22 protein-coding genes and 1 riboswitch are annotated in these 21,061 nt (G+C 66.1%); of the genes, 11 read left to right on the plus strand and 11 right to left on the minus strand.

What is annotated here, in order from left to right:
• Nucleotides 1–145 precede the first annotated feature (145 nt).
• Both H0264_RS37565 and pta read right to left on the minus strand, forming a co-directional pair.
• Complete coding sequence (locus tag H0264_RS37565; protein WP_181581936.1) at nt 146–1,342, minus strand: acetate kinase; 1,197 nt, start codon at nt 1,340–1,342, stop codon at nt 146–148.
• The gene (pta, locus tag H0264_RS37570) at nt 1,339–3,417 is read right to left on the minus strand and encodes a phosphate acetyltransferase (protein ID WP_181581937.1); all 2,079 of its coding nucleotides are present in this window, start codon (nt 3,415–3,417) and stop codon (nt 1,339–1,341) included. The genes H0264_RS37565 and pta overlap by 4 nt, the downstream gene beginning before the upstream one ends.
• A gap of 100 nt (nt 3,418–3,517) precedes the next feature.
• Between pta and H0264_RS37575 the strand changes: the two genes are divergently transcribed.
• Nucleotides 3,518–5,422 carry an ABC transporter ATP-binding protein/permease gene (locus H0264_RS37575; protein ID WP_181581938.1) on the plus strand — a complete coding sequence of 635 codons (1,905 nt, stop codon included), beginning with the start codon at nt 3,518–3,520 and terminating at the stop codon, nt 5,420–5,422.
• Here H0264_RS37575 and fgd read toward each other — a convergent pair whose 3' ends face one another.
• Nucleotides 5,423–6,433 carry a glucose-6-phosphate dehydrogenase (coenzyme-F420) gene (fgd, locus tag H0264_RS37580; RefSeq protein WP_181581939.1) on the minus strand — a complete coding sequence of 337 codons (1,011 nt, stop codon included), beginning with the start codon at nt 6,431–6,433 and terminating at the stop codon, nt 5,423–5,425.
• Between the two features lie 194 nt (nt 6,434–6,627).
• On the opposite strand from fgd, the gene H0264_RS37585 reads away from it, so the two are divergent.
• Nucleotides 6,628–7,386 carry an HAD-IIA family hydrolase gene (locus H0264_RS37585; protein ID WP_420832134.1) on the plus strand — a complete coding sequence of 253 codons (759 nt, stop codon included), beginning with the start codon at nt 6,628–6,630 and terminating at the stop codon, nt 7,384–7,386.
• A 99-nt stretch (nt 7,387–7,485) separates the two neighbouring features.
• Here the strand turns inward: H0264_RS37585 and H0264_RS37590 are convergent, their stop codons facing one another.
• From H0264_RS37590 to H0264_RS37615, 6 genes are all read right to left on the minus strand, one after another.
• Entirely contained in the window at nt 7,486–7,929 is a 444-nt protein-coding gene (locus tag H0264_RS37590; protein ID WP_181581941.1) for a MarR family winged helix-turn-helix transcriptional regulator, read from the minus strand.
• On the minus strand, nt 7,926–8,549 hold the full coding sequence (locus tag H0264_RS37595) for a type 1 glutamine amidotransferase family protein (RefSeq protein WP_420832135.1): 624 nt from the start codon (nt 8,547–8,549) through the stop codon (nt 7,926–7,928). Before H0264_RS37595 ends, H0264_RS37590 begins: the two co-directional genes overlap by 4 nt.
• Nucleotides 8,550–8,587: 38 nt before the next feature.
• Complete coding sequence (locus H0264_RS37600) at nt 8,588–9,037, minus strand: hypothetical protein (protein WP_181581943.1); 450 nt, start codon at nt 9,035–9,037, stop codon at nt 8,588–8,590.
• Nucleotides 9,038–9,507: 470 nt separating this feature from the next.
• Nucleotides 9,508–10,722 carry an O-succinylhomoserine sulfhydrylase gene (locus tag H0264_RS37605; protein ID WP_181581944.1) on the minus strand — a complete coding sequence of 405 codons (1,215 nt, stop codon included), beginning with the start codon at nt 10,720–10,722 and terminating at the stop codon, nt 9,508–9,510.
• Nucleotides 10,719–11,141 (minus strand): rhodanese-like domain-containing protein, encoded by a 423-nt coding sequence (locus tag H0264_RS37610; RefSeq protein WP_181581945.1) that lies wholly within the window; start codon nt 11,139–11,141, stop codon nt 10,719–10,721. The genes H0264_RS37605 and H0264_RS37610 overlap by 4 nt, the downstream gene beginning before the upstream one ends.
• 14 nt (nt 11,142–11,155) lie before the next feature.
• Nucleotides 11,156–11,277: riboswitch (SAM riboswitch) on the minus strand.
• 114 nt (nt 11,278–11,391) lie between these two features.
• Nucleotides 11,392–11,829 (minus strand): Rv0361 family membrane protein, encoded by a 438-nt coding sequence (locus H0264_RS37615; protein WP_181581946.1) that lies wholly within the window; start codon nt 11,827–11,829, stop codon nt 11,392–11,394.
• 295 nt (nt 11,830–12,124) lie between these two features.
• On the opposite strand from H0264_RS37615, the gene H0264_RS37620 reads away from it, so the two are divergent.
• Both H0264_RS37620 and H0264_RS37625 read left to right on the plus strand, forming a co-directional pair.
• The gene (locus tag H0264_RS37620; RefSeq protein ID WP_181581947.1) at nt 12,125–13,528 is read left to right on the plus strand and encodes an FAD-dependent oxidoreductase; all 1,404 of its coding nucleotides are present in this window, start codon (nt 12,125–12,127) and stop codon (nt 13,526–13,528) included.
• A 67-nt stretch (nt 13,529–13,595) separates the two neighbouring features.
• Nucleotides 13,596–14,465 carry an amidohydrolase family protein gene (locus H0264_RS37625; RefSeq protein ID WP_181581948.1) on the plus strand — a complete coding sequence of 290 codons (870 nt, stop codon included), beginning with the start codon at nt 13,596–13,598 and terminating at the stop codon, nt 14,463–14,465.
• Here the strand turns inward: H0264_RS37625 and H0264_RS37630 are convergent.
• Together H0264_RS37630 and H0264_RS37635 are read right to left on the minus strand one after the other, a co-directional pair.
• Complete coding sequence (locus H0264_RS37630) at nt 14,462–14,923, minus strand: DUF456 domain-containing protein (RefSeq protein ID WP_420832136.1); 462 nt, start codon at nt 14,921–14,923, stop codon at nt 14,462–14,464. The two genes, H0264_RS37625 and H0264_RS37630, sit on opposite strands and share 4 nt — an antisense overlap.
• Before the next feature lie 141 nt (nt 14,924–15,064).
• Entirely contained in the window at nt 15,065–15,412 is a 348-nt protein-coding gene (locus H0264_RS37635; RefSeq protein ID WP_181581950.1) for a hypothetical protein, read from the minus strand.
• Between the two features lie 244 nt (nt 15,413–15,656).
• On the opposite strand from H0264_RS37635, the gene H0264_RS37640 reads away from it, so the two are divergent.
• The 7 genes from H0264_RS37640 (at nt 15,657) to H0264_RS37670 (ending at nt 21,060) form a co-directional block, all read left to right on the plus strand.
• Nucleotides 15,657–16,754 carry a CaiB/BaiF CoA transferase family protein gene (locus H0264_RS37640; protein WP_181581951.1) on the plus strand — a complete coding sequence of 366 codons (1,098 nt, stop codon included), beginning with the start codon at nt 15,657–15,659 and terminating at the stop codon, nt 16,752–16,754.
• A gap of 194 nt (nt 16,755–16,948) precedes the next feature.
• Nucleotides 16,949–17,233, plus strand: coding sequence for a hypothetical protein (locus H0264_RS37645; RefSeq protein WP_181581952.1), 285 nt, complete (start codon nt 16,949–16,951; stop codon nt 17,231–17,233).
• On the plus strand, nt 17,230–17,589 hold the full coding sequence (locus tag H0264_RS37650; RefSeq protein WP_181581953.1) for a hypothetical protein: 360 nt from the start codon (nt 17,230–17,232) through the stop codon (nt 17,587–17,589). The genes H0264_RS37645 and H0264_RS37650 overlap by 4 nt, the downstream gene beginning before the upstream one ends.
• On the plus strand, nt 17,586–19,574 hold the full coding sequence (locus tag H0264_RS37655; protein ID WP_181581954.1) for a hypothetical protein: 1,989 nt from the start codon (nt 17,586–17,588) through the stop codon (nt 19,572–19,574). The genes H0264_RS37650 and H0264_RS37655 overlap by 4 nt, the downstream gene beginning before the upstream one ends.
• Before the next feature lie 45 nt (nt 19,575–19,619).
• Nucleotides 19,620–20,297, plus strand: a complete 678-nt coding sequence (locus tag H0264_RS37660; protein ID WP_181581955.1) for an SseB family protein — start codon at nt 19,620–19,622, stop codon at nt 20,295–20,297.
• Between the two features lie 5 nt (nt 20,298–20,302).
• A complete protein-coding gene (locus tag H0264_RS37665; RefSeq protein ID WP_181581956.1) occupies nt 20,303–20,734 on the plus strand; it encodes a YbaB/EbfC family nucleoid-associated protein in 432 nt (143 codons plus the stop codon).
• Nucleotides 20,735–20,736: 2 nt separating this feature from the next.
• Nucleotides 20,737–21,060: a WXG100 family type VII secretion target gene (locus tag H0264_RS37670; protein WP_181581957.1), complete on the plus strand. Its 324-nt coding sequence runs from the start codon at nt 20,737–20,739 to the stop codon at nt 21,058–21,060.
• Nucleotide 21,061 lies beyond the last annotated feature (1 nt).

A 21,061-nucleotide genomic window follows, 5' to 3' on the forward strand; every position in this document is an offset into this window, starting at 1 on the left:
CAGCCGAAAGGTCTGCGGGATCGGCGAGGGAAGTTTCGATCCCTACCGCAGCTGTGCGTTTCGCGACACGGGTTCCGGTGGACCGGAGGAACCGGGTCCGGGGATCACCATGCCAAGGGCATCGTGACGATTTCGTGAAGGGTGTTCAGCCGACGAGTGCGGCGGCCGCGCGCGCGATGGCCAGTTCCTCGTTGGTGGGGACCACCAGGACGGCCACCTCGGCGTCGTCGGGCGAGATGCGGCGGGCGGACCGGTCTTTCGCGGTATTGCGTGCCGCGTCGACCCGGATGCCGTAGCGCTCCAGGTCTTTCAGCGCCGCCGCCCGGACCTTGGCGTCGTTCTCGCCGACCCCGGCGGTGAAGGTGATGGCGTCCACCCGGCCGAGTTCCACCAGGTACGCGCCGATGTAGCGGCGTAGCCGGTGGATGTAGACGTCGAAGGCGAGTTGCGCTGCGGCGTCTCCGGTTTCGATGAGCTGACCGAGTTCGCGGAAGTCGTTGACACCGGACAGGCCCTTGATTCCGGAGTTGCGGTTGAGCAGGGCGTCCACGTCGTCGACGTTCATGTCGGCGGTGCGGATCAGGTGGAAGAGGATGCCGGGGTCCAGATCACCGGAGCGGGTGCCCATGACCAGGCCCTCCAGCGGGGTGAGGCCCATGGTGGTGTCGACGGCCCGGTCCCCGCGAATCGCGGAGGCGGAAGCGCCGTTGCCCAGGTGCAGCACGATCTGGTTCACGTCGGCGCGGTCGCGGCCGAGGAACTTCGCCACCTGACCGGACACGTAGTCGTGTGAGGTGCCGTGGAAGCCGTACTTGCGGACACCGTGCGCGGCAGCGACTTTCGCGTCGACGGCGTAGGTTTTCGCGGCGTCCGGCAGGTGATGGAAGAACGCGGTGTCGAACACCGCCACCTGCGGGATGTCCGGCAGCAGCCCGCGCGCGCTCTCGATGCCCACCACATTCGCCGGATTGTGCAGCGGCGCAAGGGAGGACAGGTCGGCGATGGTACGAACCACCTCGTCGGTGATCAGCGTGGGCTCGTAGAAGACCTCGCCGCCGTGCACCACCCGGTGACCGACCGCGCCCAGGTTCTCGTCCGCGAGGTCGTGCCCGCTCTCGGTGAACAGGTCGAACACCAGGCGCAATCCGGCCGCGTGGTCGGGCACCGCGCCATCGTGCGTGAAAGTCTTTCCGTCACTTTTGTGTTCGATGGTGGGCGAGCCGTCGGCGACCGGTTCGCCGATGCGCTGCACCACCCCGGACGCCACCACATCCGCCGAATTCGCGTCCAGCAGCTGGTATTTGATCGACGAGGATCCCGAGTTGATGACGAGAACCTTCACAGTGCCTCCTGCTGCGCCTGAATGGCGGTGATGGCCACGGTGTTCACGATGTCGGCGACCAGCGCGCCGCGCGACAGGTCGTTGACCGGCTTGCGCAGACCCTGCAGCACCGGGCCGATGGCGACCGCGCCGGCACTGCGCTGCACGGCCTTGTAGGTGTTGTTACCCGTATTCAGGTCGGGGAAAATGAAGACCGTCGCCCGGCCCGCCACCTCGGAATTCGGCAGCTTGGTGCTGGCCACGGTGGGCTCGATGGCCGCGTCGTACTGGATCGGCCCCTCCACCAGCAATTCCGGCGAGCGTTCGTGCACCAGCTTGGTGGCGGTGCGCACCTTGTCCACATCCGCGCCGGACCCGGATTCGCCCGTCGAGTAGGACAGCATGGCCACCTTCGGATCGATGCCGAACTGGGCGGCGGTGCGCGCCGAGGAGATCGCGATATCGGCCAGCTGCTCGGAGGTCGGATCCGGCACGACGGCGCAATCGCCGTACACCAGAACACGATCCGCGAGACACATGAGGAACACACTCGACACCGTGGAGACGCCCGGCTGGGTCTTGATGATCTCGAAGGAGGGCCGGATGGTGTGCGCGGTGGTGTGCGCGGCGCCCGACACCATGCCGTCGGCGACGCCCATCTGCACCATCATGGTGCCGAAATACGAGATGTCGGTCAGGTATTCGCGGGCGCGGTCGACCGTCATGCCCTTGTGGGCGCGCAGCCGCGCGTACTCCTCGGCGAATTCGTCACGCAGCGGGCAGGTTCGGGGATCGAGCACCTCGGCGGCGTCGATGTTCACACCCAGTTCGGCGGCGCGGCCGCGCACGGTCGCCTCGTCACCGAGAATGGTGAGATCGGCGATCTTGCGCTGCAGCACCCGGCCGGCGGCGCGCAGAATGCGGTCGTCGTCGCCCTCGGGCAGCACGATGCGCTTGCGATCACCCCGCGCCCGCTCGATCAACTGGTATTCGAACATCTGCGGCGTGACCACGCTGGGGATCGGAACTTCGATCTGCCGCAACAGTTCCCGCGCGTCCACCCGCTCCTCCATGAGCGCCAGCGCGGTATCCACCTTGCGGATGCTGGACAGCGAAACCCGCCCGCGGGTGCGGGATACGGCCTTGGCGGTCTCGAAGGTGCCGAGATTGGTGGACAGGATGGGCAGCTTCGGCTTCAGCCCCTCCATGAGGCGTTCGATGGTCGGCTTCGGGCGCATGCCGCCGTTCATGATGATGCCCGCCAGCGACGGAAAACCCGCTGCCTCATGGGCATTCACGAGCGCCAGCAGCACATCCGAGCGGTCACCGGGGGCGATGACCGCCATGCCCTCACCCAGACGCTCCAGAATGTGCTCGATGGTCATGGACCCGACGATCACTTCCAGGGCCTCGCGCTGCATGAGTTCCGGGTCGCCACTGTAGATCTCACCGTGGATGGCCTCGCACAGCTCCTCCATGGTGGGCGCGGTCAGCAACGGCACCTCGGGCAGCGCCCACGCCGGCACGCCGCCGACCTTCAAGGCGTCGGCGTCTTCGTCCAGCAGGGCGGGTTCGCAGCGGTTGGCGATGACGGCCACCAGCTTGGCGTGCTCGGAGTTCAGCTCATTGGCGCACAGCTCGACCAGGTGGCTCAGATCATTGGGCGACCGGCCCGCCCCGCGCACCACCAGCAACACCGGCGCGCCCAGGTTCACGGCGATGCGGGCGTTGTAGCGGAGCTCGCTCGGGCTGGCCACATCCGTGTAGTCGCTGCCCAGAATGAGCACGGCGTCGCAGTGCTTGGCCATGTCGTGATAGCGCATCACGATCTCGGAGATCGCGGCGTCCGGATCGGCGTGCACCTGCTCGTAGTTGACGCCGATGGCCTGCTCGTAGTCCACATCCGCGGTGGAATGCTCCAGCAGCAGTTCCAGGATGTAGTCGCGCTCGGTGGCCGAGCGGGTGATGGGCCGGAACACGCCCACCCGCGGGGTGGTGGCGGCCAGCATCTGGAGAACGCCGAGCGCCACCGTGGACTTGCCGGTGTCGCCCTCCGAGGACGCGATGTACACACTGGAAACCGGGGTGGCAGCCATGGTCGAAAGCGTACCGATAGGACTTATGTCCCACCGTGCTCAGTGCACCGATGCGCGTTTCATCACAGGGATAGCCAAGGGTCTGCCATAGGCTCCCCGCATGATCGGAGCCTCCGGACTCGACTGGGGACACGAGGCTCTGCGCAGCCTCTGGTGGATCACCAAAGCCTTCGCCATCACCGCGGCCCTGTTCCTGGCGGGCACCGCGGCGCTCGTCCGGTTCACCGAGTGGGGCCGGATGTTCTGGCGCATCACCGGCGGCTACTTCACCGGGCGGCAGAGCTGGCCCGCATGGGGCCTGTTCGCCGTCGTGCTGCTGCTGGCCGTGTACAGCGTGCGCATGACCGTGCTGGTCACCTACGTCTACAACGACCTGTTCACCTCGCTCCAGTTCGGTGTGCAGGCGCTGGTGGACGGCAGCGCGGGACCGGACACCGCGCACGCGCGCGAGCTGTTCTGGCGGGCGCTGACCGTGTTCGGCATCCTGTCGACCATCACCGTGACCATGGGCGTGGTCAGCTACTGGTTGCAGCAGGCTTTCCAAATCCATTGGTGGACATGGCTGAACACGCGTTACCTGGACGATTGGATGGCGGGCAAGGCGTACTACCGGACCCGGTTCATCGACAAGAGCATCGACAATGCCGACCAGCGCATCCAGCAGGACGTGTACGACTTCGTCGAAGGGTCGTACTCGCTGATCTTCGGCGGCTCGGTCGGGCCGTACACGGTGAGCGCCAATGGCGTGATCGGCAGCGGGCTCACCCTGGTGTCGTTCACGCCGATCCTGTGGCGGCTGTCCGGGCCGCTCGACGTCTTCGGCGTGACCGTGCCCAAGGCGCTGGTGTTCGCGGCGTTCATCTGGATCGCGCTGGCCACCGTGGTCGCGTTCTGGGTGGCGAATCCGCTGATCAAACTGAACTTCTGGTTCCAGCGGCGCACCGCCGACTACCGTTTCGCGCTGGTGCGGCTGCGGGAGAACGCCGAGAACGTGGCCTTCTACAACGGTGAGCGGCAGGAGCGCAGCGGGCTGAACCTGCGGTTCTCGGCGGTCATCGCGAACGCGTGGGCGCGGGTGTACCGGCTGCTGCGGTTCTTCGGGTGGAATCTGGTGACGCAGCAGGTGGGCGGCATCTTCACGATTCTGCTGCTGGGGCCGCGTGTGTTCGCCGGCACCACCACGATCGGCGATCTGCAGCAGGCGTCGAGCGCGTTCTCCCAGGTGCAGAACGCACTGTCCATGCCGCAGATGTCGTATGCGGCGTTCACCTACTACCGGGCCACGCTCATCCGGCTCGACGGGCTGCTCGAGGCCGACCGCAAGGGGCGGGAACTGCCTTCGCTCGCAACAGATTCCGCTGTCGACGGGCTGGAACTCGATGCGGTGCAGGTGCGCAAGCCGGACGGGACCGTGCTGGTGGACGACCTGCGACTGACGCTGAAACCCGGCGACGCCCTCGTCATCAAGGGTGATTCCGGCGTCGGGAAGACCACCCTGCTGCGCAGCATCGGTGAATTGTGGCCGTACACCACAGGATCGGTGCGACGGCCACTCGGGAACGACACACTGTTCCTGTCGCAGCGGCCGTATCTGCCGCTCGGGGATCTGCGCAGCGTCATCGCCTATCCGGCGCCGGCGAGCACCCTGGACGACGACTCGGTACGCGAGACGCTGCTCGAGGTCAACCTCGGGCATCTGATCGAGCGATTGGATGAAGAAACCGATTGGGCGTCAACGCTTTCCCCCGGTGAACAGCAGCGCGTCGGCTTCGCCCGCATTCTGCTGCTGCAACCCAAGCTGGCCTTCCTGGACGAGGCCACCTCCTCCGTCGACGAGGGCCTCGAATACACGCTCTACCACCTGGTGCGCACCAAGGCGCCGGACACCGTGCTGGTCAGCGTGGCGCATCGCAGCACGGTGGATCGGCATCACACTCAGCTACTGCACCTGGAAGGCGGTGGCGCGTGGACGCTTTCGCCCACCAAGGTGGTGGATCGGGCGTGATCAGGCCAGGGCGCGCAGGCGCGGGGCCAGGTCCCGCTCGAACAGTTCCAGGAAACGCTTCTGGTCGTGGCCCGGCGCGTGGAAGACCAGGTGGTTCAGGCCGGCGTCGGTGTACTGCTTGATCTGCTCGACGGCCTGGTCCGGGTCGCTGGCCACGATCCAGCGCTTGGCGATCTGCTCGATGGGCAGGGCGTCGGCGGCGGCCTCCATCTCGATCGGGTCGGTGATGGAGTGCTTCTGCTCGGCGGTCAGCGACAGCGGGGCCCAGAAGCGCGTATTCTCCAGCGCCAGTTCGGGATCGGTGTCGTAGGAGATCTTGATCTCGATCATGCGGTCGATGTCCTCGACGGTGCGGCCGACCTTGGCCGCGCCCTCGGCCACCGCGGGCATGAGCTTCTCGGTGTAGAGATCCATGCCCTTGCCGGAGGTGCAGATGAAACCGTCGCCGGCGCGACCGGCGTAGCGGGCCACCAACGGGCCGCCGGCGGCGATGTAGACGGGGATGCCGCCCTTCGGGACGTCGTAGATCGACGCGCCGACGGTCTTGTAGTACTCGCCGTCGAAGTCGACGCGGTCACCGGTCCACAGGGCGCGCATGAGGTCGACGGATTCGCGCAGGCGGGCGAAACGCTCCTTGAATTCCGGCCATTCGCCGGTGAAGCCGGTGGCGATCTCGTTCAGCGCCTCGCCGGTGCCGACGCCGAGCATGATGCGGTCGGGGTACAGGCAGCCCATGGTGGCGAACGCCTGCGCGATGACCGCGGGGTTGTAGCGGAAGGTCGGGGTCAGCACCGAGGTGCCGAGCTGGATGCGCTGCGTGCGCTCGCCCACCGCGGCCATCCAGGCCAGCGAGAAGGGGGCGTGCCCGCCATTGTGCCGCCACGGCTGGAAGTGGTCGCTCACGGTCGCGCTGTCCATGCCGTGTTCCTCGGCCAGCACCGCGATCTCCACCAGTTCGCGCGGACCGAACTGTTCCGCCGACGCCTTGTATCCGAGCTTGAGGTTCTTCACCTGCGCCACTCCTGTCGCTGTTTGCGCTGTGTCGTACTACTTCGCACCATATGCCCGGAGCGGGGGACGGTGTGGCGAGGGTCGCTCAGAGAACCGACCGGATGGCTTCACACAGCCCCGAGTGACGCGACAGCAAACTAGACTCGGCGAACGTGACCACCACCAATGAGCCGATCCTGTCCTACCTCACCGATATGGATGGCGTGCTGGTGCACGAGAACCACCTGATCCCGGGAGCCGACAAGTTCCTCGCCGAACTGCGCGACAACGAGATCCCGTTCCTGGTGCTCACCAACAACTCCATCTACACCGCCCGCGACCTGCAGGCACGCCTGCGGCACAGCGGACTCGACATCCCCGTCGAATCCATCTGGACCTCCGCGCTGGCCACCGCCACCTTCCTCAACGACCAGCGACCCGGCGGAACCGCCTATGTCGTAGGCGAATCCGGGCTCACCACCGCCCTGCACGAAATCGGCTACGTCCTCACCGACAGCGATCCGGACTACGTGGTGCTGGGCGAAACCCGCACCTACTCGTTCGAGGCCATCACCACCGCCATCCGGCTGATCTCGGCGGGCGCGCGCTTCATCGCCACCAACCCGGATGCCACCGGACCGTCGCGCGAAGGCATCCTGCCCGCAACAGGTTCGGTCGCCGCGCTCATCACCCGGGCCACCGGCAAGGAGCCGTACTACGTCGGCAAACCCAACTCGCTCATGATGCGCTCGGCCCTGCGACGCATCGGCGCACACTCGCAGTCCTCGGTCATGATCGGCGACCGTATGGACACCGACGTCATCTCCGGCCTCGAAGCGGGGATGCGCACCATTCTCGTGACGAGCGGAATTTCAGGCCGCACCACCGCCGAAGACTTTCCGTTCCGGCCCACCATGATCGTGGATTCCGTAGCGGATCTGGTCGGTCACACGCGCGCACCCTTTGACCGCTGACCTCCCCCGTCATTCCGGCGCGCTTTTAGCCGGAATCCACACGGGCAGTTGATGAGCCGCCTGGGATGACGAGGGGATGCCATGGCGGGATGACGGGGGTTACTCCGCCTCGAGCCGCTCCAGTGCCGCCGACAGCGTGGTCAGCGCCTCGGCGATGCGGGCGAGCTGCTCCTCCCCCAGCTCGGCGGTCAGTCGCGCCGCCATCTTCGCGTGCTGCGGATCGATACGTTTCACGGCGTCGTTACCCGCCTCGGTGATGGCGACCAGCTTCGCGCGCCGATGCGCGGGGTTGGGCCGGTACTCCGCAAGTCCCTTGTCCACCAGCAGATCCGCGATGCGCTGCACGCTCTGCCGGGTGATGCCCATCGCGCGGGCGATGCCCGCCACCGGCAGCGGCTCGTGCAGCACCGCACCGAGCACCTGCCACCACGCGGCGGTGATCCCCGCCGGTTTGGCCAATTCCTCAGCGATGGTGAGGAATTGGCCGTTCAGCTTGAACGACGTTATCGCCGCGGTCGCGAACAGCTCCTGCTCGCGGTTCACGCCCGCTGCTCTTCGTACTCGGCCAGCGCGTAGAACCCCGCCGGATCGTTCTCCCCGTAGAGCTTGTACCAGGCTTCCAGCACCTGCGGCTCGTAGATGTCCAAGCGCGCGAAGATCTCTCGCGCGAAATCCACCGGCCGCGTCCCCGTGGCCGTGATCAGATCCCCGTCGGTGACCGCCGTCTCGTGCACATAGTGCTCGCCGCCCGAATATCCGCTGAAGCCAAGGTAATTCGGATCATTGCTGGTGTGCGACCGCGAATCCAGCAGCCCCGCCGCCGCGAGCCCGAACGTGGCCCCGCAGATCGCCGCCACCGGCACCCCGGCCGCCAGGAATTCCGCCGCCTTCGCCGAAAAGTCCTTCAGCGCACCGGTTTCCCAGATATCGGATCCCGGCAGGATCAGCATCGCACTGTCTTCCGGCGACAGCTCGGAGAGCACGACATCCGGCACCACCCGCATGCCACCCGCCGAAACAACAGGCTCGGCGCTGATTCCAACAGTCCGGACCTGCCACGTACCCGGCTCCCGATGCCACAGTGCGCGATTGATGTGCGCGGTGGCGTGCCCCGGCTCCCAGTCGGCGAAGGTGTCGTAAACGGCCAGGTGCACTGTCTTCATCGTCATGACAGTATCCTGTCATATTTGACAGCACGCTGTCAATCATTCGTCGGTTCTCCACCCGTCTCGGGCCGCGCCTCCATGCTGACCTTGTCGAAGAACACCGTGTGCGCGATGAACGCCCCGAACCCGCTCGCCAGCAACACCACCCCCGCCACCCACGAGATATGCCAGAACGCCGCCGCCACCCCCACACAGCCACTCCCCAACCCGATGCTCTTCGCAATCGACGGCAGCAGACTGGAAGTCGGATAACCCGCGGACGGCCAGTCATCGATCAACGCCACGATCGCCAAATGCGGCAACGCCACCGCGAACGCGATCACCGCAATGGTCGCCGACCAGTTCAGCGGCCCAGCCGTGAGGAACGGCTGAATGACCACCACCCCGATGGCGATCAACCCGGTGGCCATCAGCGTCTCCTGCCGCACCCACGCGGCCTTACGCTCCGGTGTCTCCTGCTCGAACCACTCGTCGTCTCCCTTCACGTCCTCCATCGTGGAGTGCGAAGTAGGCCGAACAGCGTATTTGAGTCAGCGAGTTCCCCTGCCTACGAACCGGGCGGTTGACCTGCGGATATATTCCGCGAAACGCCGAAAACCCCTCAGCGCCAACGGCTATCGTGGGCGACACCTCTCTCCGAGGGACGGCGGATTGGTCTACGCCGTGTCCAGGAAGGAGGTGTGGATTGAATGAATGATCCGGAAAGGAAAACCCCGGTCAACTGGGCGTCCGTTCGCGCGACCGCCGCAGTAGCCGGGGCTCTCATCCAGGTGGTCAGGTTGATTCTGGACCTGCTCCATACGGACCGGTAATCCACGGGCCAGGCCGCTCTAGCCAGCGGCTTGGCCCTCACCAACCATCACCCGAGGTGACGTCCTAACCATACATCCCACGGGATATGGGATGCACAAATATCAGGGCAATAGAGATTCCGCTTATCGATTGCCCTTACCGCTCAGCTCAGTGCGCGGTCCAAGTCGCCGAGCAGGTCCTCGATGTCTTCGAGGCCGATGGAGATGCGGACTACGCCGTCGGTGATGCCCACTGCCGCACGGCCTTCCGGGCCCATGGCGCGGTGGGTGGTGGTGGCCGGGTGGGTGATGAGGGTCTTGGCGTCACCGAGGTTGTTGGAGATGTCGATGATGCGGAGGCCGTTGAGGACCTCGAAGGCGCGCTTCTTGGCTTCGCCTTCGGGGGCCTTGAGTTCGAAGGTGACTACCGTTCCGCCGCCGGACATTTGGGACTGGGCGAGGTCGTACTGGGGGTGCGACTTCAGGAACGGGTACTTCACCCAGGCCACGGCGGGGTGCTGTTCCAGGAACTCGGCGATGCGCAGGGCCGAGGCGTTGGACTGGCGGACGCGCAGGGGCATCGTCTCCAGGCCCTTCAGCAACGTCCAGGCATTGAAGGGGCTCAGGGCCGGGCCCGTGTGGCGCATAAGGTTTTTGACGGGGCCGTCGATGTAGTCCTGGGGGCCGAGGATGGCGCCGCCGAGGACGCGGCCCTGGCCGTCGATGTGCTTGGTGCCGGAGTAGACCAGGACGTCCGCGCCCAAGTCGAAGCCGCGCTGCAGCAGCGGGGTGGCGAAGACGTTGTCCAGCACCACCTTCGCGCCGGCGGCGTGGGCCAGCTCGGTGACCTTGCGCACGTCCACGAGGGACTGCATCGGGTTGGACGGGGTTTCGAAGAAGACGGCCTGGGTGGGGACGGACAGGGCCTGCTCCCACTGGTCCAGGTCCTCGCCGTCGACGAAGACCGTCTCGACACCCCAGCGCGGCAGGATCTCGTTCGCGACCACGAAACAGGAGCCGAACAGGCTGCGAGCGGCGACCAGGCGGTCACCCGCGCCGAGCAGCGCGCCCAGGGCGGTGAACACCGCGGACATGCCCGAGGCCGTGGCGAAAGCCGCTTCCGCGCCGTCGATCAGGCGCAGGCGCTCCTCGAACATGGCGACCGTGGGATTGCCGTAGCGGGAGTAGACGAAATGCTCGATGTCGCCGGTGAAGGACGCTTCCGCGGCCTCGGCGCTCTCGTAGACGAAACCGGAGTTCAGGAACAGCGCCTCGGAGGTCTCCTCGAAACCGGAGCGCCGGATGCCGCCGCGCACGCCGAGCGTGGCCGGGCCGACGCCCTCGGGCAGCGGCCGGTCGAACGAACCACCAGTGATCACGACTGCCTCCACGGAAGTCCGTCCGCGCGCCAGCCGGTCTGGCCGCGATGACCCTGCGCGTCGAGCGCGCCTTCGAAACCTTCGACGACATTGAAGGACGGAGCGAAACCGGCCGCAGTGGCGGCGGTGGCCGCGCCGATGGACCGCTGACCCGAACGGCAGATGAAGATGACCGGGGCCTCCGACGCCGAATCACGGTCGGCGAGGACGTTCCTCAGCTGGTCCACGAACCGCGAGTTCGGGCCGCCGGTGAAGTCCACCCATTCGATCAGCGCGGTCGGGCGGCCGATGCCGCTGGTGTCGGGCACCCCGACGAACCGCCATTCGGCCTCGGTGCGCACATCGACCAGCACCGCATCCGGATTGTCGCGCAACAGTTCCCACGCCTGCTTCGGCGTGATGTCACCCGCGTAGCTCACTCGAACCTCCTGTGAATCCGCACTTGCCGCACCACGAATTTTCCAGCGGTGCGGGCCAGGTCGTCACCCGGAGCACCCCACCGCGGAGGAGGGTTGCCGACCAGCCAGCCGGGGCTTCACGCTGGTACTCATGACCTGGGTTGAGATTGCCCGGACCAATGCCCGACTGTCAATTCTTTCCCCAGGGGCTCTGCCCCCGGACCCCGGAATCGGAGGCTCTGCCCCCGGCCCCCGTCGACCGGGATCACGATCAGGAATTGCAGACCAGCCAGCGGTTGTCGGTCTTGCTGAAATGCCAGGTCGAGGTGGATTCGACGCCGTCGGTGCGGGTGGTGACCTGCGCGGTGGCCTGATCCCCGTTCAGCTGCGCGTCGGTGAGCCGCACGAATTCGTATGTGGCGGCCTGTTCTCCGGCCGGCGGCTGCAATGGCGACCGCTTCTGATCGAACCCCGGGCAGGCCGTGCGCGGATCGAGTACGTCGGTGCCACTGCGGGATTGGGTGAAGGTGCTGGCAGCGACGGCCAGGCGGTCGCTATCTGTGACATTCTTCTCAACCGGCGACACCAGCGCGGCAATAACAATTCCGATGATTACAACCACGATGACGCCCGCCGCCACCAGGAATGGCAGCAGAGTCCGCGTCTCACCCTGATCGATCCGTACCGGCTGGTCATCGACGTCGCTCATGGGTAGATCATGCCTGGTCGACCGGGGTGTTCCGGCCGCGACACCGGGTACACGCGCGGGGTGGGCATTCCCACAGTTCACCGCACCGCGCGGGAGGGTGGTCCACCTCACCGATAGAATCACCACAATTCCCGCGCGAGAGCGGGAATAGCAACACCACGCAGCAACGCTGCAGCGTCGGGGGTTACCAGAGTGAACGGGACCACCCGAGCCAGGGCGTCAACTTAGCCTAAGCTAAGACAGACGGCTAAGTACTGACGGCAAGATAGTTTCGACCCAAAGGGTGCGCGTAAGAATGACCGAACAGAGTGCAGCGACCCGCCCGCTCCGCATTGCGATCGTGGGCGCGGGCCCGGCCGGCATCTACGCCGCCGACGCGTTGATGAAATCCGACGCGGACGTGAGCATCGACCTCTACGAGCGGATGCCCGCCCCGTTCGGCCTCATCCGCTACGGCGTCGCTCCCGACCACCCTCGCATCAAGGGCATCATCACCGCCCTGCACAAGGTGCTCGACAAGCCGCAGGTGCGCCTGCTCGGCAATATCGACTACGGCGTCGACATCAACCTCGAGGACCTGCGGCGCTTCTACGACGCCATCATCTTCTCCACCGGCGCCAATGCCGACCGCGCGCTGGAGATCCCGGGCATCGGCCTCGACGGCTCCTACGGCGCGGCCGACTTCGTCTCCTGGTACGACGGCCACCCGGACGTCCCGCGCACCTGGCCGCTGGACGCCAAGAAGGTCGCCGTGCTCGGCGTCGGCAACGTCGCCCTCGACGTGGCGCGCGTGCTCGCCAAGACCGGCGACGAACTGCTGCCGACCGAGATCCCGCCGAACGTCTACGAGGGCCTCAAGGGCAACCAGGCCCTGGAAGTGCACGTGTTCGGCCGCCGCGGTCCCGCGCAGGCCAAGTTCACCCCCCTGGAACTGCGCGAGCTCGACCACTCGCCGACCATCGAGGTCATCGTCGACCCCGAGGACATCGACTACGACGAAGGCTCCGAGGCCGCGCGCCGCCACTCCAAGCAGGTCGACATGATCTGCAATACCTTGGAGCAGTGGGCGATTCGCGATATCGGCAACCGCCCGCACAAGCTGTACCTGCACTTCTTCGAATCCCCGTCCGAGGTCATCGGCGACGCCGACGGCAAGGTCGTCGGCCTGCGCACCGAGCGCACCTCGCTCGACGGCACCGGCAACTGCAAGGGCACCGGCGAGTTCAAGGACTGGGACGTGCAGGCCGTGTACCGCGCGGTCGGCTATCTGTCGCAGAACATCCCGCAGCTGCCCTTCGACGATCAGGCCGGCACCGTGCCCAACGAGGCCGGACGCGTGCTCGTGAACGAGGACGCCGACGGCGCGGACCGGTTCATGCCGCAGACCTACGTTACCGGCTGGATCAAGCGCGGCCCCGTCGGCCTCATCGGCCACACCAAGGGCGACGCCAACGAGACCATCGCCTGCCTGCTCGACGACGCCGCCGGCTTCATCCCGGCCGCCGAACCCGAGCTGGACGCCGTCACCGCGTTCCTGGAGGAGAAGGGCATCCCCTTCACCACCTGGGCCGGCTGGTACCGCCTCGACGCCCACGAGCGGGCGCTGGGCGAGCCGGAGGGCCGCGAGCGCGTCAAGGTCGTGGAGCGCGAGGACATGCTGCGCGCGTCCGAGCCGGACAAGGTTTCCAACCAGTCCTGACCTGGCGTAATCCACCAGGCGGACAAGGTTTTCCGCACTTGTCACCGTTCTGAGGCATGCTGATCACGTGTTCGATGCCCATGTCCATCTCATCGATCCGCGGTTCCCGCTGATCGAGAACGAGGGCTACCTGCCCGACCCGTACACCATCGCCGATTACAAGCGGCGCATGTCGCGCTTCGACATCGACGGTGGTGCGGTGGTCAGCGGCTCCTTCCAGGGCACGGATCAGACGTATCTACGCGCGGCGCTGGCCGAGCTCGGGGACGGCTGGGTCGGCGTCACCAATCTCTCGCCGGAGACGCCGGACGACGAGATCGTGGATCTCAACTTCGCGGGCGTACGGGCGATCCGGTTCAACCTGAAGCGGGCGGGTGGCGACATCGTCGGGCTGACCATGCTGGCGCTGCGGGCCTGGGAGATCGCGCGCTGGCATGTGGAGCTCTACATCGACGGATCCATGCTCGGGTCGCTGGAGCCGGTGATCACCAAATTGCCGAAGCTGTCCATCGACCATATGGGCGGGTCCGACGAATGCCTGCCCTACCTGCTGAATCTGGTGGATCGCGGGGCCAAGGTGAAGGCGTCCGGGTTCGGGCGGGTGTCCATGGATGTGGGCTCGGCGCTGCGCAAGATCCACACTGTGAATCCCGAAGCGCTGATGTTCGGCACGGACCTGCCGGGGACGCGGGCCGGGCGGCCGTTCCTCGATTCCGATGTCGAGCTGATCTCGGATGCGGTGGGGTCGGATCTGCATCGGGTGCTCGAAGACAATGCGCGTGCCTTCTACGGGCTGCCCGCCAAGGAACGCCACTTCGAGGATCCGAATCCGACTCTGCGCCTTGACTCTTCGCAGGCGCCGACGCTGCGGCTGCGCCGTTCGGAACTACCGCTGCCGCCTCCGCCGACCCTGCCGCTGCCGCGCATCGACCGTTAGATCGCGATGGCGGCGGCGAGCCAGACCCCGGACGCCAGCAGCGCGCCGAACAGTTCGATAAGTATCGACAGCCCAACGCCTTTCAGCGCCTCGACGGTGGAGGGCCAGGCGGCCTGATGGTTGCCGAGCCGCTGTAGCTCCGAAACGTACACGCCGAGAACGAATCCCAGCAGCAGGCCGATCACCGGTATTACGAAGAAGCCGATGATGCCGAGCACCGCGCCGAGCACGATCGAGCGCGTGGGCACCCCGGCCTCCTGCATCTTGCGACCCGGCCAGGTGTATTTCACCACCCCGCTGATCACGAGAAACGTTGCGCAGACCGCGAATACGGTCCAGGCGGTGGTCCCGCCGGTGACGAAGGCCCAGACGCCGATGGCGACCAGGATCAACAGCACCCCGGGCAGCACCGGCACGATGACGCCCACCAGTCCGATCACAATCGCGAGGCCGACCATGACCTCACCCGCTGCGCTCACTTCGGCTCCTCCGCTCGGTTCGTCACCGATTCTCGCTATTTTCCCAGGGGGCGCAGCCCCCGCCCCCGTTACGAGGTGGTCCGGCATCGGGTCGTGATCCGATGCCGGACGCACGGCGGATCAGCCCTGAGAGCCGGTGTGCAGCGCGGTGAGCAGGCGCGTCATCCCGCCCTGTTCGTCGGTGTCACAGGGGCCGTCGACAGCCGCGTCGGCGCCGCTGCCGGTATTGCCGGTGAGCACGTCGTGCAGGATGACGTACCCCAGGCCAACCGCTGCGGATCCCAGATCGGCGGCCGCGGAGCCGGTTCCGTCGTACACCACCACCTCTCGCCCGCCCTCACACTGGATGACCCGGGAACTCCCGGTGTCGGCGGTGTCGGTCAGCGGCAGTCCCTCGGCGTGGGCGGGTGCGGTCGATACGGCGAGGGCGGCGGTGGCGAGAAGGCCGATGGCGAGAGCCCGTTTCATGGTGGTTCCTAACGAAAAGCGGTGGTGCGTAAGGGACCCCGGACGTCGAGGCCCATCGCCATTTCGCCACACTATGAAATGCTGTAGTTTCATATAGGGGGGATTGTGACCGCGATCACTATGCTTCAGCACAATTCGACCGAGCCCCACGGGTGTGAGGGCATCCCGCTCGCAGTTATTGTCATACTGTCAACACCGGTGTGTGAGCCGGTGCGCAGGATTCGACGATGAACCGAGGTAGGGCGTGAGCACTCCATCCACCGCCAAGCAGGGCCCGCTCGCGGGCATTCGAGTGGTCGAACTGGCCGGCATCGGCCCCGGTCCGCACGCGGCACTGCTGCTCGCCGACCTCGGCGCGGATGTGGTGCGGGTGCAGCGGGCCGGCCAGTTCCCCGGCTTCATGGAGCGCCCGCAGTGGCGTGGCCGCACCATCGTCGAAGCCAACCTGAAGGATCCCGCGGACATCGAGAAGGTGCTCGGCCTCGTCGAGAAGGCCGACGTGCTGCTCGAAGGCTTCCGCCCCGGCGTCACCGAGCGCATGGGCCTGGGCCCCGACGTTGCGCTGGAACGCAATCCGAAGCTCGTCTACGGCCGCATGACCGGCTGGGGCCAGTACGGCCCGCTCGCCGACCGCGCCGGCCACGACATCAACTACATCTCCCTCACCGGCGTCCTGAACGCCATCGGCCGCAAGGGCGAACGCCCCGTCCCGCCGCTGAACATGGTCGGCGACTTCGGCGGCGGCTCCATGTTCCTCGTCTTCGGCATCCTCGCCGCGTTGGTCGAACGCCAGACCTCCGGCAAGGGCCAGGTCATCGACGCCGCCATGATCGACGGCGCGCTGGCCCTCTCCCACATGATCTGGGGCATGAAGGGCATGGGCCTGTGGTCCGACGAGCGCGGCACCAACCTCCTCGACACCGGCATGGCCTTCTACGACACCTACGAAACCGCCGACGGCAAATACATGGCAGTCGGCTGCATCGAGCCCCAGTTCTACGCCGAATTCCTGAAGGGCCTCGAAATCGACCCCGAGGGCCTCCCCCACCAACTCGACCCCGCCGGCCAGGACCAACTCCGAAAGCTCTTCGCCGACAAGTTCAAAACCAAAACCCGCGACGAATGGTGGGCCATCTTCGAACCCACCGACGCCTGCACCACCCCCGTCCTCACCTTCACCGAGGCCGAACAAAACCCCCACATCCAAGCCCGCACCGGCTTGATCGACATCGACGGCGTCGTTCAGCACGCCCCGGCTCCCCGCTTCTCCCGCACCCCGGGCGGGATCCCGACCCCGCCGCCCAACGAGGGCACCCCGATCGAGCAGGTGTGGGCGGACTGACAGGAACTTCTCAGCAATGCGCAGCGGCGGCATCCGATCGGATGCCGCCGCTGCTGTTTCACCCGCGCGATGTGGATAACCGCAGATCAATATGGGCAATCACACGCCGGGATCACAGCTACGAACTTGAGTGGCAAACCGGTGGCGGTTAGCCTCCGAAGGTCGGGACGTGGGCACAAAGGGGGGTGAGCATCGTGAACTGGGCTACTCGCTTGGACAGCATCGAGGAAGAGCATCGGGCAGCTGTCCAACGCTTCGAAAACCGGATTCACGAGATCGATGAGCGGGTCCGCGCGGCTCTGCTCGCCGTCGATGAATCCGAATCCGATGAGCCCGACCGGCATGCGACCGCAGAACGGGACCTCCTGCTGCGTCAGGATGCGCTCGCTCGCGCGGTATCCCAGCAGCCGGGGAACAGACAGGTATACGTCCTGCCCCCGGATTGGACCGACGAGGACGAGGCAAGGTGGCGGGAATGACGACGAGCTGGCTCGATATGAACCCGGAAGGGGTTCGGCAGCAAGCGGATTCGTTCCAGTCGGCGAAGGATCTGCTTTCGGGCGCCGCCGGGTCCTGGAAGGACATGATCAATCCGGGTGGCATCGGCACCAACAACGATCTCGGGTGGAACTACGCAACGCAGGCGAAAGCCCTCGCGACCGGGTTCACGCACGTCCAGACCGTCGTGTCGAACTGGGCCAAGGCCTGCGAGGCATTCGAGAACGCTCTGCGGCACAGCGCCGACACCGTGCAGGCGACGAACGATCAGTTCGCCGGCGACATCGCCGGTATCTCGTTCAACGGCACCGGTGAGCTGACCATCGGCGGGAAGTGATCGTGGTCGACGAATCCACAATCGGTCTGGGTGCGGGCGATCCGAGTGCCTGGATCACCATCGGCGGCGGGCCGGAGTCGACGGCGCTATGGGCCGGTTACGGCAAGCACACGGCGCTCGACGTCAATGTCAACTCGCAGATCAGCGGCCGATACAACCCGGACCATGACGTCGACGACATCCTCACCGAAGGCAAAGAAGGTCTGACCTGGTTCAATCTGGTCCGCGATCGGTACAAGCTCACGGGGCGCGCAGCACCCGCCGATGTACCGGCTTTGACGAGCGCAAACGGCATGAACGAGCTCTATTACAAGCAAGACGGCATGCATGTTGACCGCCTCTTCGGTGCCGGACAGCGAATCGAGGCGACCCTCCCGCGGATCAGCCAGGCCCGCGACGCTCATCAGCAGGCAACTCAGCAGCTGAGTGGAGCGTGGCAGGGCGAGTCGGGAGAGGGCGCACGGACCAAGCTGGGCAAGCTGTCGACCTGGTCCGATGACGCTTACGAGGGCCTGGCGAGTTTGCCGGGCACCATCGGTGGTGCTGTCCACGGGGTGAAGACCTGCGTGCAGCGAAAAGCGGACGCGTTCAAGAAGCTCGCTGGAGTCCACCGAATCAACGGTGTCGACATGACCAACAGCGACAGCGGCGGCGAAGGCATCAACAATCGCAACAGCGACGACGCGGCCAGCAACAACGACGACGTATCGCTGATCATCCTCTACGCCGCCCGCCGAGGTATCGGTGACGATGCCCGGGAGCGGATCAAGGCGCTCGCAGAATCGGGAATCTTCGGCCCGGTCACCCTTCCGCGGTACAGCACCAGCCTCCGCGGTAGCGAAACGAACAGCAAGGGCGCCGTCGGCCCGACCGTTTTCGACAACGCGGTGCAACCTCTTTGTGAGCGGTGGCGGCAGGAGTTCTGCGAGAGCGCGGAGGGTTACTTCCGGGCCTACTCCGGCCTGTGCAAATCGACCGACACAGCGGTCGAGCAGTACCTGCAGGTTGCCATCGACGCGCTGAACGAAGTCGGCAGCATGGATCAGCCGCCCGCCCCGGAAGGAAATCCCGCCAACCCCGGATATGTGTCCCCGGGAACCACATCACCAGGCGGGACATCGCCGGGAGGGACTTCGCCGGTCGACACGACTGCCGCCGGAGTGAATCCCGTGGTCACCGCGCCGACGGACGGCAACCCGGTGACGAACAACCCGAATACCGGCAATCCGGTGACGACGAATCCGTCGACTGCGAACGTGTCCACTGTGCTGTCCGGGCTTTCCAGCCTGCTCAGCAAGGGAGCCGAAACGGTTCAATCCGCGAGCACCGCCTTGCAGAGTCTGACCACCCAGAACACCACTGGCGCAACGACAACCACGGGTACCGGCACCACGACGAATCCGGTCAGCTTCACGCTCGGTGGGAGCACGCTGTCGCTGGCGCAGACTTCCGCTGGGGCACTCACGGCGACTCTTACCGGCGCCGATGGCAAGGCGCAGAAGTACACGTTGGGGATCAAGGACGGGTTGCCCTATCTGACTTACGACGCGACTTCGAATACCGATGGTGAGGACACCGAAACCGCTCCCGCAGCGACGAATTCGCAGGAAACGGCGGCCGCCGGTGTGAGCGGCTCGGCCGATACGTCCACGAGCAGCGTGTCGACGTCGGCGGCGTCTTCGTCCGGAATGACTATGGGGACGATGCCCGCCATGGGTGGCATGGGCGCGGCGGGCGGTGGCGGCGGCTCGGCCGAGCCCGAACACCGCCCCAGCAGCATCGCACCGCCGAAACCGTTGTGGGACACGAAATCCGACCAAAAAGACGAAGCCCTTCGCACCCCTGTCGGGCGGGATGTCGACACCGGCGAGATGCCGTTCGACATCACGGTGGAGGCGCCGGCCGCGGTCGAACCGGTGAGCCGGCCCGCACCGGCGGTCCGCACGGACGGCGTGAAGATCGAGATCGATATGGGTGGACGGTGACCACCCGCCCGCGGATGCCGCAGCTGATCACGGAGAGGAACGGCGATGAATCTGAGTAGCTTGGCCAAGCGGCAGAAGCTGGACATCTCCATCTATCCGGGCGCTGATGTCGCGGTGCTGCCGAAACCGGCCGCGGCGGATTTCGACTGGGCGGCAGCGAATCCCGGCAAGTGGCAGTACTTCGTCGATCCCACGGCCGACAAGGCGACGGCCGGTCCGGCGAACGTGATCGGTGGCTGGCGCGCCGATGAGGCGGGCGGGATCTCCGAGACGTGGCTGAACCCCGATTTCGTGCCGACCGCGCAGTACGCGAAGCGGGAAATCACGACCGGGCTCGAGTTGGTGATCTGGCGAATGGACTACGGGTTCAGCAATCTCGGTCAGTTCATGGACACTCTGCTGCGCAGCGAGTTGATCATCGTGCTGCCTGCCGACGACCCCCTCGGCGAGCGCGGCTGGCCGCTCCTGCAGGCGCCGACCCGGGCCGCGGTGGTGGTCTACACCTCGGAGGGACACCTGCCCAACGACACGAATCCTTGGCTGCGCCGGAAGGTGCCCGGACGAGAAGTACTCGAATACGTCTGCGGGCAGGAACATCTGGACCTGGTGATCAACCCCGAGAGCAGGACCATCTTCGAGCTGCAAGGACCGCACCTCGCCGACTGGTGGCAGCAATTGCGGGAAGCCCAGCGCACCGACGCGACACCGCAGGAAGGGCGGTAGCCGATATGGAGCAGTGGGAACGGGATCAGATCCGGGAGGCCAATGCGCATCTGCGCCTCGCACTCGACGGCATTCAGGCCGATTTCGACCGCGAGATGGCCGAATTGGCCGACGTACAGCGAAAACTCGCGATGATGAAGGTGCACGCGACAACGCCGAACAACCTCGCGCGGGTGACGGTGAACGCCTCCGGTCAGGTCACCGAGGTGACGCTGGCCGATGACGCCTTTCTGCGCAGCACCCCCAAACAGCTTGCGGCCGAACTGAATGCCGCCATCCACGGCGCGGTCGAGGCGGCCGGGTCCGCGCGCGACCAACTGCTGGAGCCGATCACGATGATCGTGAACGGCATGCCTGATCTCGACCAACTGGTACCGGGCGCCCCCAGCCTGCGCGAATTGCGAAACCAGTTGTCCGAGAACGAGAAGGGCGTGTGAGCGTGGGCAGCATATGGGCCGATCCGGACCGGTTGCGCGCGGTGACGCCGCAGTTCGCGCAACTGGGCGAAGACGTGCACACGGCGCTGACCGCGCTCCGGGCGGGCATCGAAGCCGAAGGTCGCTGCTGGGGCTCGGATACACCCGGCAAGCAGTTCGAAAAGCATTATCCGCAGGGCGACGGCGAAGGCAGCATCAACCAATTCCTCGGCGTCCTGGCCGGTTTGGAGACCGCGCTGAAGAACACCGGTGACAAGATCGCCACCACCGCCAACACCCTGCAGACGCAGGATCAGCAGCGCGCCGACCAGTTCAAACAGGTGTAGA

The sequence above is a fragment of the Nocardia huaxiensis genome (assembly GCF_013744875.1).
In the GTDB taxonomy this organism is placed as follows: Bacteria; Actinomycetota; Actinomycetes; order Mycobacteriales; family Mycobacteriaceae; genus Nocardia; species Nocardia huaxiensis.

Excerpts from the sequence above, each read along its gene's own strand:
- pta (WP_181581937.1), bottom strand. The coding sequence starts at position 3,417 with ATGGCTGCCACCCCGGTTTCCAGTGTGTACATCGCGTCCTCGGAGGGC.
- H0264_RS37575 (WP_181581938.1), top strand. The coding sequence starts at position 3,518 with ATGATCGGAGCCTCCGGACTCGACTGGGGACACGAGGCTCTGCGCAGC.
- H0264_RS37585 (WP_420832134.1), top strand. The coding sequence starts at position 6,628 with ATGGATGGCGTGCTGGTGCACGAGAACCACCTGATCCCGGGAGCCGAC.
- H0264_RS37595 (WP_420832135.1), bottom strand. The coding sequence starts at position 8,549 with ATGAAGACAGTGCACCTGGCCGTTTACGACACCTTCGCCGACTGGGAG.
- H0264_RS37615 (WP_181581946.1), bottom strand. The coding sequence starts at position 11,829 with ATGAGCGACGTCGATGACCAGCCGGTACGGATCGATCAGGGTGAGACG.
- H0264_RS37620 (WP_181581947.1), top strand. The coding sequence starts at position 12,125 with ATGACCGAACAGAGTGCAGCGACCCGCCCGCTCCGCATTGCGATCGTG.
- H0264_RS37630 (WP_420832136.1), bottom strand. The coding sequence starts at position 14,923 with ATGGTCGGCCTCGCGATTGTGATCGGACTGGTGGGCGTCATCGTGCCG.
- H0264_RS37635 (WP_181581950.1), bottom strand. The coding sequence starts at position 15,412 with ATGAAACGGGCTCTCGCCATCGGCCTTCTCGCCACCGCCGCCCTCGCC.
- H0264_RS37650 (WP_181581953.1), top strand. The coding sequence starts at position 17,230 with ATGACGACGAGCTGGCTCGATATGAACCCGGAAGGGGTTCGGCAGCAA.
- H0264_RS37660 (WP_181581955.1), top strand. The coding sequence starts at position 19,620 with ATGAATCTGAGTAGCTTGGCCAAGCGGCAGAAGCTGGACATCTCCATC.
- H0264_RS37665 (WP_181581956.1), top strand. The coding sequence starts at position 20,303 with ATGGAGCAGTGGGAACGGGATCAGATCCGGGAGGCCAATGCGCATCTG.